The sequence below is a fragment of the Gordonia sp. NPDC057258 genome, assembly GCF_042668985.1.
Classification (GTDB): Bacteria; Actinomycetota; Actinomycetes; order Mycobacteriales; family Mycobacteriaceae; genus Gordonia; species Gordonia hongkongensis.
The window spans coordinates 20,130-35,357 of sequence record NZ_JBHUXZ010000004.1 but is presented as its reverse complement, the minus strand read 5'-3'; the positions used below and the strand labels follow the sequence as shown (position 1 = coordinate 35,357).

15 protein-coding genes and 1 pseudogene are annotated in these 15,228 nt (G+C 69.4%); 4 read left to right on the top strand and 12 right to left on the bottom strand.

From position 1 onward, the window contains the following. Positions 1-8: 8 nt before the first annotated feature. The 5 genes and pseudogenes from ACFUEJ_RS04575 to ACFUEJ_RS04555 form a co-directional block, all read right to left on the bottom strand. Positions 9-1,292 (bottom strand): annotated as a pseudogene (locus ACFUEJ_RS04575) (MFS transporter); the annotation flags it as partial. 61 nt (positions 1,293-1,353) lie between these two features. Continuing rightward, entirely contained in the window at positions 1,354-2,172 is an 819-nt protein-coding gene (locus ACFUEJ_RS04570) for a polysaccharide deacetylase family protein (RefSeq protein WP_388027811.1), read from the bottom strand. A gap of 49 nt (positions 2,173-2,221) precedes the next feature. Then, on the bottom strand, positions 2,222-3,133 hold the full coding sequence (locus ACFUEJ_RS04565) for a cation diffusion facilitator family transporter (RefSeq protein ID WP_269553411.1): 912 nt from the start codon (positions 3,131-3,133) through the stop codon (positions 2,222-2,224). A 48-nt stretch (positions 3,134-3,181) separates the two neighbouring features. Further along, the gene (locus tag ACFUEJ_RS04560) at positions 3,182-4,306 is read right to left on the bottom strand and encodes an aromatic acid exporter family protein (protein ID WP_388027808.1); all 1,125 of its coding nucleotides are present in this window, start codon (positions 4,304-4,306) and stop codon (positions 3,182-3,184) included. Between the two features lie 42 nt (positions 4,307-4,348). Beyond that, positions 4,349-4,801, bottom strand: coding sequence for a DUF3151 domain-containing protein (locus tag ACFUEJ_RS04555; RefSeq protein WP_078112668.1), 453 nt, complete (start codon positions 4,799-4,801; stop codon positions 4,349-4,351). 379 nt (positions 4,802-5,180) lie between these two features. On the opposite strand from ACFUEJ_RS04555, the gene ACFUEJ_RS04550 reads away from it, so the two are divergent. From ACFUEJ_RS04550 to ACFUEJ_RS04540, 3 genes are all read left to right on the top strand, one after another. Beyond that, positions 5,181-6,950 (top strand): hypothetical protein, encoded by a 1,770-nt coding sequence (locus ACFUEJ_RS04550; RefSeq protein ID WP_388027805.1) that lies wholly within the window; start codon positions 5,181-5,183, stop codon positions 6,948-6,950. Next, complete coding sequence (locus tag ACFUEJ_RS04545; protein ID WP_265967002.1) at positions 6,947-7,240, top strand: hypothetical protein; 294 nt, start codon at positions 6,947-6,949, stop codon at positions 7,238-7,240. The genes ACFUEJ_RS04550 and ACFUEJ_RS04545 overlap by 4 nt, the downstream gene beginning before the upstream one ends. Before the next feature lie 145 nt (positions 7,241-7,385). Then, positions 7,386-8,114: a hemerythrin domain-containing protein gene (locus tag ACFUEJ_RS04540; RefSeq protein WP_265967000.1), complete on the top strand. Its 729-nt coding sequence runs from the start codon at positions 7,386-7,388 to the stop codon at positions 8,112-8,114. 75 nt (positions 8,115-8,189) lie between these two features. Here the strand turns inward: ACFUEJ_RS04540 and fbaA are convergent, their stop codons facing one another. Continuing rightward, complete coding sequence (gene fbaA / locus ACFUEJ_RS04535; RefSeq protein WP_068971816.1) at positions 8,190-9,227, bottom strand: class II fructose-bisphosphate aldolase; 1,038 nt, start codon at positions 9,225-9,227, stop codon at positions 8,190-8,192. A 227-nt stretch (positions 9,228-9,454) separates the two neighbouring features. On the opposite strand from fbaA, the gene ACFUEJ_RS04530 reads away from it, so the two are divergent. Continuing rightward, entirely contained in the window at positions 9,455-10,189 is a 735-nt protein-coding gene (locus ACFUEJ_RS04530; RefSeq protein WP_388027801.1) for a VTT domain-containing protein, read from the top strand. Positions 10,190-10,269: 80 nt separating this feature from the next. Here the strand turns inward: ACFUEJ_RS04530 and ACFUEJ_RS04525 are convergent, their stop codons facing one another. Genes ACFUEJ_RS04525 through ACFUEJ_RS04500 form a run of 6 tightly spaced genes read right to left on the bottom strand, consistent with a single transcriptional unit; the run spans position 10,270 to position 15,188 of the window. After that, complete coding sequence (locus tag ACFUEJ_RS04525) at positions 10,270-10,971, bottom strand: RNA methyltransferase (protein WP_078112752.1); 702 nt, start codon at positions 10,969-10,971, stop codon at positions 10,270-10,272. Continuing rightward, entirely contained in the window at positions 10,964-11,542 is a 579-nt protein-coding gene (gene pyrE, locus ACFUEJ_RS04520) for an orotate phosphoribosyltransferase (RefSeq protein WP_068971819.1), read from the bottom strand. Before pyrE ends, ACFUEJ_RS04525 begins: the two co-directional genes overlap by 8 nt. A 38-nt stretch (positions 11,543-11,580) precedes the next feature. Further along, a complete protein-coding gene (locus tag ACFUEJ_RS04515) occupies positions 11,581-12,492 on the bottom strand; it encodes a hypothetical protein (protein ID WP_078112670.1) in 912 nt (303 codons plus the stop codon). Between the two features lie 37 nt (positions 12,493-12,529). Then, complete coding sequence (locus ACFUEJ_RS04510) at positions 12,530-13,531, bottom strand: D-2-hydroxyacid dehydrogenase (protein ID WP_078112671.1); 1,002 nt, start codon at positions 13,529-13,531, stop codon at positions 12,530-12,532. Further along, positions 13,528-14,205: a YoaK family protein gene (locus ACFUEJ_RS04505; protein WP_078112672.1), complete on the bottom strand. Its 678-nt coding sequence runs from the start codon at positions 14,203-14,205 to the stop codon at positions 13,528-13,530. Before ACFUEJ_RS04505 ends, ACFUEJ_RS04510 begins: the two co-directional genes overlap by 4 nt. Then, a complete protein-coding gene (locus ACFUEJ_RS04500; RefSeq protein ID WP_078112673.1) occupies positions 14,202-15,188 on the bottom strand; it encodes an Lrp/AsnC family transcriptional regulator in 987 nt (328 codons plus the stop codon). Before ACFUEJ_RS04500 ends, ACFUEJ_RS04505 begins: the two co-directional genes overlap by 4 nt. Positions 15,189-15,228: the final 40 nt, after the last annotated feature.

Sequence of the window (15,228 nt, the reverse complement as noted above, 5' to 3'; positions counted from 1 at the left end):
TCCGCGACTCAGCCGACCGGCCACGCCTGCGGGCCCGTCGTGAGGTGGAGATCGTCGCGCCGGATGAGCGTCGTGGCCACGACACTGATGACCGCGGTCAGCACGAGGTAGCCGGCGGCGAGCCACGGTGACCCACCGGCCGCCCCGATCAGCGCGGTGAGGATCAGCGGCGTCAGACCCGAGGCGTAGATGCCGGAGAACTGGTAGACGACCGACAGGCCGGTGTAGCGCACCGGGGTCGGGTACAGGCTCGCGAACAAGGTGCCCTGCGCGCCGTAGAAGAGTGCGTGGATCACCCCGAAGACGATCACCAGTCCCACGGCGAACCACAGCAGGTTCGAGGTCCCGAACAGCGCGAAGACCGGATAGACGGCCACGCCGTAGGCGGTGATCCCGATCAGGTAGATCGTCTTGGCGCCGTACCTGTCGGTGAGCAGTCCGGAGAACGGGAGCAGGGCCGCCATCACGAGCGAGGCGATGGTCACGGCGACCAGCACCGGGACCTTCTCCATGTCCAGTTCGGTGGTCGCGTAGGCGATCGCGAAGACGCCCCAGGTGTTGAAGGCCGACCCCTCACCCCACCGGGCGAGGAGGCCGAGGACGGTGTTGCGCGTGTTCGGCGGGACCACGACGTCGCGCAGTGGTGCCGTGGACTTCTTGGCGAGCTCGGCCACTTCGGCGAACGCCGGCGTCTCGTCGACCTTCAACCGCACGACGAACCCGATGACCACCAGGACGATGCTCACCAGGAACGCGATGCGCCAGCCGTAGGTCAGGAACGCCTGCTCGTCGAGGGCCACCTGCAGCAGCGCGAACACTCCGGTGCCCAAGGCGAGTCCGAGGGCAAGGCCGATCTGCGGGATGCTCCCGAACAGACCGCGCTTGCCGTCCGGGCTGTGCTCGACCGACAGCAGCACCGCACCTGCCCACTCCCCGCCCAGCGCGAAACCCTGCGCGATGCGCAGGAGAAGCAGGAGGATCGGGGCGAGCACACCGACCGTCTCGGCGGTGGGCAGCACACCCATCAGGGCGGTCGCGACGCCCATCATCACCATGGTGATCGCGAGCGTGCGCTTGCGGCCGATGCGATCACCGATGTGCCCGAAGACGACTCCGCCGATCGGGCGCACGACGAAGCCCACCGCGAACGTCGCGAAGGACAGCAGGGTGCCGACGAACGAACTCTGGTCGGGGAAGAACAACTGGTTGAACACGAGGCTCGCCGCGGTCGCGTAGAGGAAGAAGTCGTACCACTCGACCGTGGTGCCGAGAAGGCTTGCGGCGATCAGCGTGAACGAAAAGTTGCGGTCGGCGTCCGCACCTCGCCGTCGCCACGGGAGGGGCGGTCGGACCTCAGCGGCCCGCGGCGAAGTAGTCGTCGAGTGTCACCATGCGCAGCTTGCGATTTCGGATGATCTCGACGAGTTCCGGATACACCTTGGTCACCGGTTCGTGATTGGCGTGGCCGATCACGATGCTCTGCGGACGGAAGTACTTGCGCGCGCAACGGATGAGGTACTTCTCGGTGATCAGGCCGGAGTCGGACAACGAGCCGTACCAGAGGGTCGGCACCGTGTAGCCCAGGTCGGCGGCCACCGCGTCGACGCCTGCGTCGTGGTAGCCGAACGGCGGGCGATAGTACGGCGTGCCGTCGACACCGAACTGGTTGCTCAGGAACCGTTTGGTCCGCCGCAGTTCGTCGGCCACCGCGCGCGAGGACAGCTCGGTGAGCGCGGGATGACTCCACGTGTGGTTGCCCAGCTGGATCTGGCCGGACTCGACGAGCGGCCGCAGGGTGCTGCGGTGGTCGGTCCAGCCGTCGAACGAGCCGGTGACGAAGAAGGTGAACCGGGCGCCGGTGTCCCGGGCGAACTTCACATAGGCGCCGATCACCTCCGAGTTCGCGCCGTCGTCGACCGTGAGCGCGAGACACCGGCCGGGACCGGGGAGTGCGGTGATGGCCCCGTCGGGCAGCGGTCGGCGGGTTCCGACCGCCGGCGGCAACAGTCCCGACGACGGGACGGGCGTCGTACCGGTCGGCCGCGGGGTGGACGGCTCGGCCGGGTCGATCTCGGCCGCCGGGACCGGCGTCGCGCAGCCCACAAGGGCGCTCGAGGTCAGAGCCCCCACGGTGCCGGCGGCGAGCGCCGCGAGAAAATCGCGTCGTTCCATTCGCCGCAATGTAGGGCATAACCGACATTCACGGCGCCACGACGCACGGTCACCAGGTCATCTCGTCACGACATCGCCGCTGGTGGTCGTCGGGATCGATCTGCACCGTCGCATGCTCGAGGCCGTGACGGGCCAGGACGGCCTGCGCGGCGGGCAACACCTCACCGTTGGGCCGACTGCTGCCGAGGTGGACGGTGGCCACGTCCATCCCGGTCGTGAGCGTCCAGACATGGAGGTCGTGCACGTCGTCGACGACGGGGATGTCGGCCAGGTCGGCCCGCAGCGCCTCGACGTCGACGTGGGCCGGCGCCTGCTGGTTGAGGATCCGCAGCGCGTCGAGCGCGAGCCGCACTGCCCGCGGGACCACCCACAGCGCGATCAGCACCGCGACGACGATGTCGGCGTACCCCCAACCGGTCGTCATGGCGACGACGCCGGCGATCAGCACGCCGACGCTGCCCACGGCGTCGGCCAACACCTCCAGGTAGGCGCCGCGAACCGCGATCGACTCCTTGGCGTCCGCCCGCAACAGCAGCATGACCCCGAGATTCACCAGCAGGCCGATCAAGGCCACCACGATCAAAGTGAGGCCCGGGACCTGCGGGTCGCTACCGATACGCTCGACCGCCTCGTACAACACGAAGACCGCGACGCCCATCAGCAGGACGGCGTTGGCGACGGCGGTGAACACCTCGGCGCGATGCCATCCGAAACTTCGGGTGTCGGTGATCCGCCCGTGCCGGCCGAGCAACAGCGCGATCAGACCCATGACGAGTGCGACGACATCGGTCAGCATGTGCCCGGCGTCGGCGATCAGCGCGAGCGAGTTCACCACAATGCCGGTCACGAGCTCGACGACGAAGTAGCCGCCGATCAGCCCGACCGCCAGCACCATCGGCCAGAGCCGACGCTGTCCCGCCGCCGCGGCGGGAGCGTGCGAGTGCGAATGTGAGTGCCCCATGATACCGGTCAATATATGCAGAACTTCGCATATGTGGCAACAGCCGGGTCAGCTCCGCAGGGTCGCCAGCGCGGAGGATCGGCGGAGCCCCGCGGTCATCAGCAGGTCGACGAGCAACGACCGGATCTCGGCCAGCAGGGCGGCCTCCGACAGTTCGCTGTTGGTCACCAGATCGGCACGCGCCTTGCGCACGATGCTGCGGATCACCCGCGCGGCATCGGCCTGATCGGGTTCGTCGCCGGGGTCGGCCATCATCATCGCGCGTAACACCTCGAACGCCCCGGCGAGATCGTCGATGATCTCGATCAGCTCCGGCTGCACCGCGACACCCCGCTGGGTGAGGCCGAGGGAACGCCGGGCGATGATCCGGAAGTTGCGGACCGCGTTGTCGATGGGGTCGGCCGTTGCCGAGATCCGGTCCAGCCGCATCCTCGATCCCCAGTACAGGGGCGAGATGCGGGTGACCTCGCGGCCGCCGGTCATGTCCGATCGCATCTTGTTGATCTCGGCCTGCGTCCCGCGACCTGCTTCGAGGGCGGCGGCGATCAGTTCTTCGTCGCGTTCGCGGAGTCCGGTGGCCAGCTGGCGAGCGGCATCGCGGACCGTCGCCAGGACGCCCGCCGCGTCGCGTCGCGCTCGGCTGGCCGGGTTCACCGGCAGCAACGCACCCACGAGGATGCCCACCAGCCCGCCGATGAGGGCGTCGATCGCGCGATGGAAACCCGCCACCCCACCGGGCGGGAGGAGCGTCGCGACCAGCGCGGCCGACGAGGCGGCCTGCATGGGGACGAGCGGACCGTCGTCGAGGAAGACCGCCACCAACATCGCCAGCGCGACGACGACCATGATCTGCCAGGCGCCTTCGCCGACGAGACTGATGAAGAGGTCGCCGACGAGGATGCCGATCGCGACGCCGCCCACGAGTTCGGCGGCCCGGCGCCAACGCTGTCCCAGGGAGAGCCCGAGCGAGATCACCGCGGCGATCGGCGCGAAGAACGGATCGGGATGATCGAAGATCTCCACCGCGATCCACCACGACGCCCCCGCCGCCAGCGCGCACTGGACGATCGGGACCAGCGACACGCGCAGCCGGCGCAGGCGGCTCTTCAGCGGCGCGGGCATCGCATTGAACACCCGGCGCGGGTACGACGGGTTCGCGGCACTCGGAGCCATCAGGCGGACGTCATCCGCAGGTGACCGATCGACTCGGTGCGATCACACGAGGCCGAGTTCGGCGGTCGCGCGCGGGTCGCTGTCGTTGAGCAGGTCGAGGCAGCGCAGGTGCTCGTCCTCCTCGCCGATCAATTCGGCGGCCCGGGCCAATGCCCCGACGCAGCGGAGGAAGCCGCGGTTGGGTTCGTGACTCCACGGCACCGGCCCGAAACCCTTCCAACCGTGGCGTCGGAGCTGGTCGAGGCCGCGGTGGTAACCGGTCCGGGCGTAGGCATAGGCCGCGATGACCGCGGCGGTGTCGATGTCGTCGCCGGCGGAGGCCGTCTTCGACGACTCTAGAGCCGCCTCGGCCAGGTAGGCCCAGGCGATCGAGGCGGTCGGGTGTGCAGCTGCGACCGCGGCCGGCGCGGCGCCGTTGAGCAGGTCCGATTCGGCGTCGTCGTCCCCGGTGAGCAGAACGGGTTGCGGGCCGAGTAGATCTCCGAAAGACGTCATGTCCTCTATTCAAGCACCGCCTGCGGACTCCGACGCCGTTCGCTCGCGGCGGCCGGCGCCCATTCGATCAAATGCCCTAGTGCTGGACCGCCGGGCCGTTCGCTAGGGTGAATGGCGCAATCGGTCCTGCTGCCCGCCGCTGAACGGCGACGCCGGGCGGCCGGGCCGTAGTCGTGCACGGGCGAGATGCGGGGTGATTCAGTCGATGGCGCGATCCGACAGGCCGAGAGCCGCTGTCACCAAGGCACTGTCGACGCTCAAGCAGGTGCGGGACGAGCGCCGGGCTCGTCAGACGGACACGCGGCCGACCCCCGATACTGTTCCGACCGGCACCGACGCCGCTCCACCCAGCACCAGCAGAGAGGGTCACGAGCCACCCGTGGACGATCCCACCGAGAACGAGACCGCCGACGACACGGCCGCCCCGACCGAGGCGACCCCGGCGGAGTCCACGACAGACGCGTCCACGTCCGAGGAGACCACCACGCGCAAAGCAGCGACCGACAAGGACGCGACGGACAAGGATGCGAAGCAGCCCGCGGCACCCACCCCGAGAGGTGGGCGTGGGATCGACGGCGCCACCCAGATCATCAACCGCGACAACCTCCCGTCCGCCGAAGACCTCGAAGACCTGGACGACATCGACCCGCTCAGCGAGGCGCCCGACACCGCGGAGACCGAAACGACCGAGCCCGACGACGCCGAGGCCGCCCCGCCGGCACCGGCCCGGCTCGGCCCGAGCGACTCCGCGACCACCGTCATCCGTCGCTCGGACCTCCCGGACGCCGCCGAGCTCGAGGACCTCGACGACATCGACCCGACGGCCCCGGAGCCCGAGGCAGCGTCCGCCGGAGAAGAGAGCGCCGACTCCAGGACCGAGGGCTCCGACGCCGAGACCGCGTCCACCGAGTCCGGGTCCGCGCCCGAATCCGAGTCGGACCAGGACACCGGTGCGGCCGTCGAACCGGCGCTCGCCGACGACGACACGGACCCGTCCACGGGCACCGCGGTCAGCGCCGGTGTGGCCGCGGCGGGCGCTGCGGCCGTGGCAGCCGGAACGACTCGTGACGCCGACGACGAGTCCGAGTCCGAGTCCGTGGACACCGACGTGGCTCCAGACGAGGCAGCGACGGACGAGGCCACAGCAGACGACGCAGAGGCTCACCAGGACCCCGTCGCCGAGTCGGACGCCGACGACGAGCCGGCCGAAGCCGAGGGCGCAGAGGCAGAGGGCGCAGAGGCCGACGGCGTCGAGACCGAACCAGCACCGGGGGAGCCGGTCGCGGAACAGCCTGTCCAGGATGAGACCCCCGCGGACGCGGCGACAGCAGACGCCTCGACAGCAGACGACTCGGCCGTGACGGAGGTCGACTCGCCGACCGAGACCGACGCTGCCGCCGACGTTGACTCCGACGCCGACTCCCCCACCGAGGCGATCGCCGTCCCGACCGGCGAGAACACCGACGCCACCGAGCCGGACAACGCCGACACCGAGGACGAGGACGACTCCGGTTCGGACGCGGCGACGGCCGTCATCCCGGCGGCAGTAGCGGCATCCGCCGCCGCCAAAGCCCGGACCGAGCCCGACGCGCCGGCCGACGACGACGCGCGGACGACCCCGGAGCCGGCCGTGGCCGCGTCGACCGCCGGATGGACGACCACCGACCGCGAGCCCCAGGTCATCCCGGGCAGTGACCCCAAGGCACCGCGCAAGAAGCGCGGCAAGGGTCTGCTGATCGCCGCGGCGGCGATCGTGGTGGCCATCGTGGCCGTCGTCGGCGGTATCTTCGCCTACAGCAGCCTGCAGGCGCCGGCGCCCGCGGACGAAGCCGCGACCGTGGCCATGGACTACACCACCGCGCTCTACGAGGGCGACCTCGAGACCCTGCGATCGGTCACCTGCGGTGAACTCAATGCGTTCTACACCGACTTCGACGACGCCGCGTACGAGCGGACCTACGAGGCCCAGCGGTCTCGCAACGAGCTCGTACAGACGCAGTCGATCAACGCGGTCCGGGTTGTCGAGGGCGGCAATCAGGCTGTCGTCGAGGTCGTCGCGGTGCACACCAACGCCCCGGACCAGCCCGAAACCGTCACGCTGAACCTGCAGCGCGACGGCGACGACTGGAAGGTGTGCAACCCCACGTGACGAGCGGACACCGGCCGGGCCCGCCGCCCGGACCGGGTGGCCGCTCCGCGCCGGGTTTCTACACCCCGCCGTCCCGTCCGGTGGCACCCGCCGCATCGACGCCGCGGCCGCGTCCCGCCGCGGACAACCGTCTCGTAGGGCAGAGCCGGGTACCGAGCAATCGAATCCGGCCCTACGCGGTCGAACAGCCGCGGCGAGCGCGGTCGCGTGTCGACCCGGCCGTCGTGATCGCGGCGCTCGTGATGGTCGCACTCGCGGCTGCGGTGGTCATCGGTCTCGCCATCACCTGAGCCGTCCACCGAAGCCGTTCGAGAAGCGGTTTCGCTCATCCGCGGCCGGGTAACCGGGCGGCGACCACGAGTGTCGAGAACCCCGGCACGGCGGCCTTTTCCGCCGGATCTGCGTGGTCGTGGACCCTAAGTCCGGAGCGACGACATGCCTCTTTCACTGGCCGAACAGACCGAGAAGGAACTGGGCGGGATCAAGAGCGTGCTCTGCCGCCAGAAGCGAGATCACGTCGAACTCGACCGGCTCATCGCCGAGGCCGAGAAGTCGAGCGGTCCGGCGCGCGAGGCCGTGCTGAACGATCTGACCCGCCTGGTCTTCCCGCACGCCTTCGCCGAGGAGGCCGTGTTGTGGCCTCTCATCCGACGCCGACTACCGGACGGCGAGCAGCTGACGCTCGAGGTCGAAAAGGAACATCAGGCGATCGACGAGCTGTTCACGTCCCTGGAGAAAGTCGACGTCGACAGCGCCGATCACCGCGAGCTGTTCACCGAGATCGTCCGGCTGCTCCGCGAGGACGTCCGGGATGAGGAGGACGTGCTCCTCCCCCGGCTGCAGGAGGTCAGCACCACGGCCGAACTGATCCGGTGGGGCACCTACTGGCAGGCGGTGCGGTCGACCGCGCCGACCCGTCCGCATCCCGTGGTGGCGCGTCGGCCACCGGGCAACGTTCTCGCCGCAGCGCCGCTCACCGTGCTGGACCGCATTCGCGACCGGCTCGACGCGCTGGCGCGCGGTGGCGGAAGGGGAGCACGACCGGCCCGCTCGGCGAGCGCCGCGGTCGCAGCGGTGGCCGGGGCGGTCGAACACGTGCCGCCGCTGACGAGGGGTGAGCGCCGTGCCACCCGGACACCGCGAACCGGCAGTGGCCGCCTCTGAGCAACAGCGCGCCGAGGTCCGAAAACAGTTCTGCCCGCACCCTTTTCAGGGCGCGGGCAGAGTGCTGTGCGTCTGTCAGGCGGTCAGGGACTTGCCGTTGGACTTGAGGTCGTTGCACGCCTCGACGACGCGCTCGCTCATGTTGGTCTCGGCCTTCTTGGACCAGCTGCGCGGGTCGTAGACCTTCTTGTTGCCGACGTCGCCGTCGACCTTCAGCACACCGTCGTAGTTGCTGAACATGTGGCCGGCGACCGGGCGGCTGTAGGCGTACTGCGTGTCGGTGTCCACGTTCATCTTCACGACGCCGTAGCTCAGAGCCTCGTCGATCTCGCTCTTCAGCGAGCCCGAACCGCCGTGGAACACGAAGTCGAACGGCTTGGCGGCGTCGCCGAGGCCGAGCTTCTTGGCGGCGACCTCCTGGCCGGTGTTGAGGACGTCGGGACGCAGCTTGACGTTGCCCGGCTTGTAGACGCCGTGCACGTTGCCGAAGGTTGCCGCGAGCAGGTAGCGGTTGCCGGAGTCGCTGGCACCGAGCGCCTCGATCGTCTTCTCGAAGTCCTCGGGGGTGGTGAACAACTTGTCGTTGATCTCGTTCTCGACGCCGTCTTCCTCGCCGCCGACCACGCCGATCTCGATCTCCAGGATGATGTTGGCCGCTCCCGCCTTGGCCAGCAGTTCTTTGGCGATCTCCAGGTTCTCGTCGAGCGGTACGGCGCTGCCGTCCCACATGTGCGACTGGAAAAGCGGGTTGCGACCGGCGTCGACGCGCTCCTGTGAGATCTGCAGCAGCGGCCGGACGTAGGTGTCGAGCTTGTCCTTGGGGCAGTGATCGGTGTGCAGACCGATCAGGACGTCGTATTTGGCCGCGACGACGTGCGCGAACTCGGCGAGGGCGACCGCTCCGGTCACCATGTCCTTGACACCCTGGCCGGACCCGAACTCGGCGCCACCGGTCGAGAACTGGATGATCCCGTCACTGCCGGCATCGGCGAAACCCTTGATCGCGGCGTTGATCGTCGACGACGAGGTGCAGTTGATCGCGGGGAATGCGTAACCGCCCTTCTTCGCCTTGTCGAACATCTCGGCGTACTGCTCCGGGGTTGCAATGGGCATCGACGAATCCTCCAGGGTGTTGATGTGCTCTGGTGTTCGGGTTCTCTCGCCGTCGACTGATGTTTCGGTGGCGAGCAGCCGGACTTCCCGCGGCCGGACTTCTCCCAGTATGGCAGGTGCCACATCGCCCGGCGCGGGCACCATTCGTGCCCGGACCTGCTGGAAAACGGCGGTGGCGGACCCGTGAGATTCTGTCCTCGACGGACGCGCAGGTACTCTGGCTCCCCGTGATCGACTCCGCGCTTGCCACCACGACCACCAACCTGGCGCTGCTACCGGGATTCCTGGATCCGGTGAACCTGCTGAATTCGTTCGGCACGTGGATGCTGGCCGGTCTGCTGCTGGTCGTGTTCATCGAGTCGGGTCTGCTCTTCCCGCTGCTCCCCGGCGACTCGCTGCTCTTCACCGCGGGCCTCATCGTCGCGGCGAAGTCGGCGGAGATCGAGCCCTTCGCCCCGCTGTGGGTGCTGCTCGTCCTGATCCCCATCGCGGCGTTCCTGGGCGACCAGGTCGGCTACTGGATCGGTAAGAAGGCGGGGTACTCGCTGTTCCGGCCGGACGCGAAGATCCTGAAGCAGGTCTACATAGAGGAAGCGCACGAGTTCTTCGAGAAGCACGGCCCGGTGACGATCATCCTCGCGCGTTTCGTCCCGATCGTGCGCACCTATGCGCCGCTCGTCGCCGGCGCCGCGAAGATGCGGTACCCGATCTTCCTCACGTACAACATCGTCGGTGCGATCGCCTGGGGTGCGGGTGTCACCCTGCTCGGCTACTTCCTGGGCCAGATCGAGTTCATCCGCGACAACATCGACTACATCTTCCTGTTCATCGTCTTCATCTCGGTGCTGCCGATCATCTCCGAGATCGTCAAGCGCATCCTGCGCTCGGGGAAGAAGGTCGTCGAGGAGGAGCCCCTCCCCGCCTCCGACGAGGCCAACAACTCCGCCCCTCCCGCCAACTGAGTCCCGTCACCATGCCTACCCCCGCTGGTTGAGCCGGCCCCGAGCGAAGCGAGGCGCCGAGTCGAAGCCACCCGCGCCCGTCACCACGCGGCGTCGAGGTCCGCGTGCTGACGGACCCACGCGTGCATGGCGATCCCGGCCGCGACGCCCGCGTTGATACTGCGCGTCGAACCGAATTGCGCGATCGACACGGTGAGGTCGGCCGCGCGCTGCGCGTCGTCGCTGACCCCCGGACCCTCCTGCCCGAAGACCAGCACGCAGTCGCGCGGTAGATCCGCCGTCTCGAGCGGCAGGGCTCCCGGCGTGTTGTCGACCGCCACCACGGTCAGTCCCTCGTCACGAGCCCAGTCGATGAGATCTGCCACCGTCTCGTGGTGCATCAGGTGCTGATAGCGGTCGGTCACCATCGCTCCGCGACGATTCCACCGACGTCGTCCGACGATGTGGACGGCGGCCACCGCGAAGGCGTTGGCGGTGCGCACCACGGTGCCGATGTTGGCGTCGTGGGCGAAGTTCTCGATGGCGACGTGCAGCGGATGTCGTCGGGCATCGATGTCGGCGACGATCGCCTCGCGCGACCAGTACCGATAGGCGTCGGCGACGTTGCGGGTGTCGCCGTGGGCGAGCAACTCGGCGTCGAGGCGCGGGTCGGCGGGTACGGGTTGATCGGGATGTTCGTCGGCCCAGGGCCCGACTCCCACGGCCGGCCCGGTCTGCCATTCGGTGGGACCGGGTACCGCGCCGGTCTCGTCGGCGGAGCCCGCCGGGCCGGCCTCAGGCAAGCCCGAGGTCACCGAGATCGAGGAGCGAGCGGTACGGCACGCCCAGACCGGTGATGACCGCGTCCGCGCCGGTCGCGCGGTCGACGACAGTGGCCACCCCGACGACGTTGCCGCCGATACCGCGGACGGCTTCGACAGCCGTGGACGGTGAGGCGCCGGTCGTGCTGGTGTCCTCGACGACGAGCACGTCGCGACCGACGATGTCGGGGCCCTCGATCTGGCGTTGCATGCCGTGTGCCTTGGCGGCCTTGCGGACGACGAAGGCGTCGATCGGCCGCCCGTCGGCGTGCATGATCGACGTCGCCACCGGGTCCGCGCCGAGGGTGAGGCCGCCCACGGCGACGTAGTCCCAGTCCGCGGTCAGTTCCCGCATCAGCCGGCCGATGAGGCGGGAGGCCTCGTGGTGCAGCGTCGCGCGGCGCAGGTCGACGTAGTAGTCGGCCTCCTTACCCGACGACAGCGTCACCTTGCCGTGGACCACGGCGAGGTCGCGGACGAGCTCGGCGAGCCGCGCCTTCGCGGTCGGGTCGACCTGCGGGGTCTCGGCGGGAACCGGGGCGGACGAGGACATGCGGCTTCCCTCTCGGTCGAACATGGAGCGTCAGGCGATCAGTTGCGGTGCCGGTTGGGCCGCTCGCCGGCGTCGCGGCGGGGTGCGTCGTCGGAGGACCCGGCGGACCCGCGGACGGGCATCGGCGACATCCGGCGGCCCCCGGTGGACGGGGCCGGGGGCTTGCGTGCCGCAGCCGGGCTCTCGGGATCAGCGGACGCGCCGGTCTGGGACGCCGCTGCGGTCGAGGTGCCGGCGGCCTGCCGCCGACGCTTGTCGCGGAGGGACTCGGTCTTCTCGTCGGCGAGCTCGGCCCGCGTGGGTCCGTGCGGGTCGCGCGGATCGGGCGAATCCTCCGGCTCTCGCATCGGCGGCAGCACCCGGAGCAGATCGGCGAACCGGCGGACGACCTCCAGCCCGGTGTTCAGCTTCGCCGGGTCGTTGGTCACCGGCATCGAGCCGAGCGCCCAGTTACCCTCGTTCCACAGGACCTCGACGAACGCGGGCGCCTTGTTGGCGAGCGCGACCATGCGGCGGTCGCAGACCCGGCGGGCGACGTCGAGGTTGTTGGAGAACATGACGCGCGGGCCCATCGCGCCCAGCAGTTCCACGTCTTCCTCGGCGGGCGCGAGGACGTCCTCGTGCCGGAGGTCGACGACGACGTGCGAGGGCGAGGAGCGTCGGACGGCGATCACGGTCGCGGTCTCGGCCAGGTCGAAGACCACGGCCTCCACCCCGGCGTAGTGGCCGTAGGCGACGTCCTGGACCGGGATGTGGTCGCCGACGTTCATCGTGGCGCGCCGAAAGACCTTGCGCAGCTTGGTGTCCGACTCGCGGAACTTGAACTCGTGCTCATCGCCCCAGACCGCACGCTGGTGCCGTGCGACGCTCGACCGCTGGCGGTCGAGCCACAACAGGACACCCGCACCCAGTAGGGCCACGGCGGCGATCAGGAAATAGACGGTGGTCATCGCGCTACAGCCTACTATCGGCGGGCCCGCGGTGAGGTCATCCGCCTCCCCGGATGTACCCGCGTTCCTTGTCGACGACGTTGACCAGCATCTCGGCCGGGTCCGCGGTACCCGCCGCGACATAGCGCCGCAGGTTGTCGAGGACCTGCTCGGCCAGCGCCTCGCGCCATCCGACGGCATCTCCGCTCATGTGCGCCGAGATCGCGACCCCGGGCAGATCCCACAGCGGGCTGTCGGCGGGCAGCGGCTCGGTCACGAAGACGTCGAGCGTGGCCGCGCCGAGGTGGCCCGAGCGGAGCGACTCGACGAGGGCCGCCTCGTCGACGAGTTCGCCGCGGCCGACGTTGACGAGGTGGGCGCCGGGTTTCATCGCCGCCAGCACCGTCGCGTCGATCATCCCGGCGGTCTGCTCGGTCAGCGGCGCGATTGCGACTACGGTGTCGAATCCGCCGACCTGTGCGGCGAGATCGTCGGTGGCCACGACATGCCCGAAGTCCGGATCCGAGTCGCGAGCGGTCCGGCCCGCCCCGACCACCCGGACACCCACCGCGCGAAGCAGTTTCGCGATCGCGCGGCCGATCCCGCCGGTCCCGATGACCAGGGCGGAGGTGCGGTGGGTCGCCACGGTCTCGCGATGTCGCCATTCATGATCGCGCTGCAGCGCCATCGATTCGTGTAAACCCTTGTGCCGCGCAAGGACTGCGGCGAGGACGAACTCCGCGATCGGCCGGTCGAAGACGCCGTGGGCGTTGGTCACCACGACGTCGGAGGCCCGTAGCCCGTCGAAGAGCAACGAGTCGACGCCCGCCGCACACACATGAACCCAGCGCAACGATGCCGTGGCCGCGCCCCAGTGGTCGGCGAGGCCACGGGAGAAGAAGTCCCACAACACGAGAACGTCCGCACCCGGCAAGGCCGCGCCGAGATCGTCGGCCGTGCAGAGCCGTACCGTCGCGAGCTCCTCGAGCTCGGCGAGGTTGCCCGGCGGGGAATCGTCGGGCGAGATCAGCAGGGCGACCACGGGCACGTGTGGGGTCATGACCCCACCGTAGGTGACGGGTCGGTGCGTTCGTCGATCACGAAGAGCAGCAGCGTCACCGCGAGGAAACCCGCCGGCACCCAGGCGGCGCGGCCACCCATCACCTGGGTGCAGACCGCCCCGACGAGTGCGCCGCCGGCGAACGCACCGACCACGCGGCCGTAGACCGTCAGGGCCTTGCGCGCGTCCGGGGACCGGTCGACGGTGACGCCGTACCCGGCCTCCACGAGGCGCATCAGATTCCCGGTCGTGGCCACCGCGATGTAGTTGAGATCGCCGATGTTGCGGAACAACTCGATCTGCATGGCGGTGATGAACGAGATGGGGATGGTGACGAACGAGTGCGGGACGGAGGTGGGGACGAAGCCGATCACGACGAGGATGGTCACCTGCAGCGCCATCGTCACGCGGATCGGGTAGACGAGGAGATGGTCGAAGCGGCCGGCCTTCACGTGCACCGCCAGCACGACGCCGACGAGGAACGCGAGGATCGGCCAGAGATGACCGGAGGCCTGATACCAGTGCTGCTCCGACAGATTCAGCGTGAGCAGGATGACGTTTCCGGTCTGGGCGTTGGCGAACACCCCGCCCCGGGACAGATACGTGTAGCTGTCGAGGAAACCGCACGCCGCGGTGATCAGCAGGGCGAAGCGCAGCGACGTCGACGTGGTCACAGGACCACCGGGATCGAACCGGTCCGGCACCCCGACCGGTCGAGCAGCGAACCCAGTCGCTTCGGGGTCTCCAGCGTGACCGAGCGGTCGGCGACGACGAGTCCCGGCACCCGGCTCTCGAGCTGCTGCTCGAACTCGGACAGTTCGCCGACGGTGTGCAGCCAGACAGCCATCAGGATGTTCGCGGTACCGGTGACCTCACAGCAGACCCGTACCTGGGGTAGTTCGTCGAGCGCGTCGACGAGCGCCGAGATCGACCTCGACGACGCCCGCGCCCAGACGTTCGCCGTGACGGGCCATCCGCTGATCACGTGCGACACCTCGCATCTGATCGACAGGACGCGTTCGGCGACGAGTGCGGTCAGCCGACGCCGGACGGTCGGCGCGCTCAGACCACTCGCGGTCGCCAGATCGACCGCCGAACGCCGGCCGTCCTGCGCCAGGGCGGCGATGAGTCGCAGATCCATCTCATCGGGTTCGTGCGCCAGCGGGCGGTGCTCGGGTCGGTGCTCGGCGAGCACCGACTCCTCGGCGTCGGACAGTGTGTGCACCCGCCAGCGTTCGCTCTCGCCGAAGACACGCATCACCACCCTCGTCCGGGTCCGGGCGACCCCCTCGAGGTCGGCGAGTCGCTGCACCCAGTCGCCGAGGAAGCCGAGATCGGGGACCATCACGGTCAGCAGCAGGTCGCCGTCGCCCGCGGTGCGCTGGATGGTGGCCACGTGCCGGTCCGCCGACAACCGCTCGACGAGCGCCGCACGCCGTGACGAGGTCTGGACCTCGACGAACGCGCTGCAGCGGGTGTTCAGGTACGCGGCCCCGGGATAGGTCACGATCCAGGCGAGACCGCTGTCGACGAGCCGCTCCCAGCGTCGGGCCGCGGTCGCCGCGCTCACGCCCACGACGTCGCCGACGACGCCCCACGGCGCCCTCGGCGCGACCTGCAGAGCGTGAACGATCTGATAATCGAGGTCGTCCGGCACGCAACAATCCTGCATCACGAGGTGAACTTTTTTCGGTTTC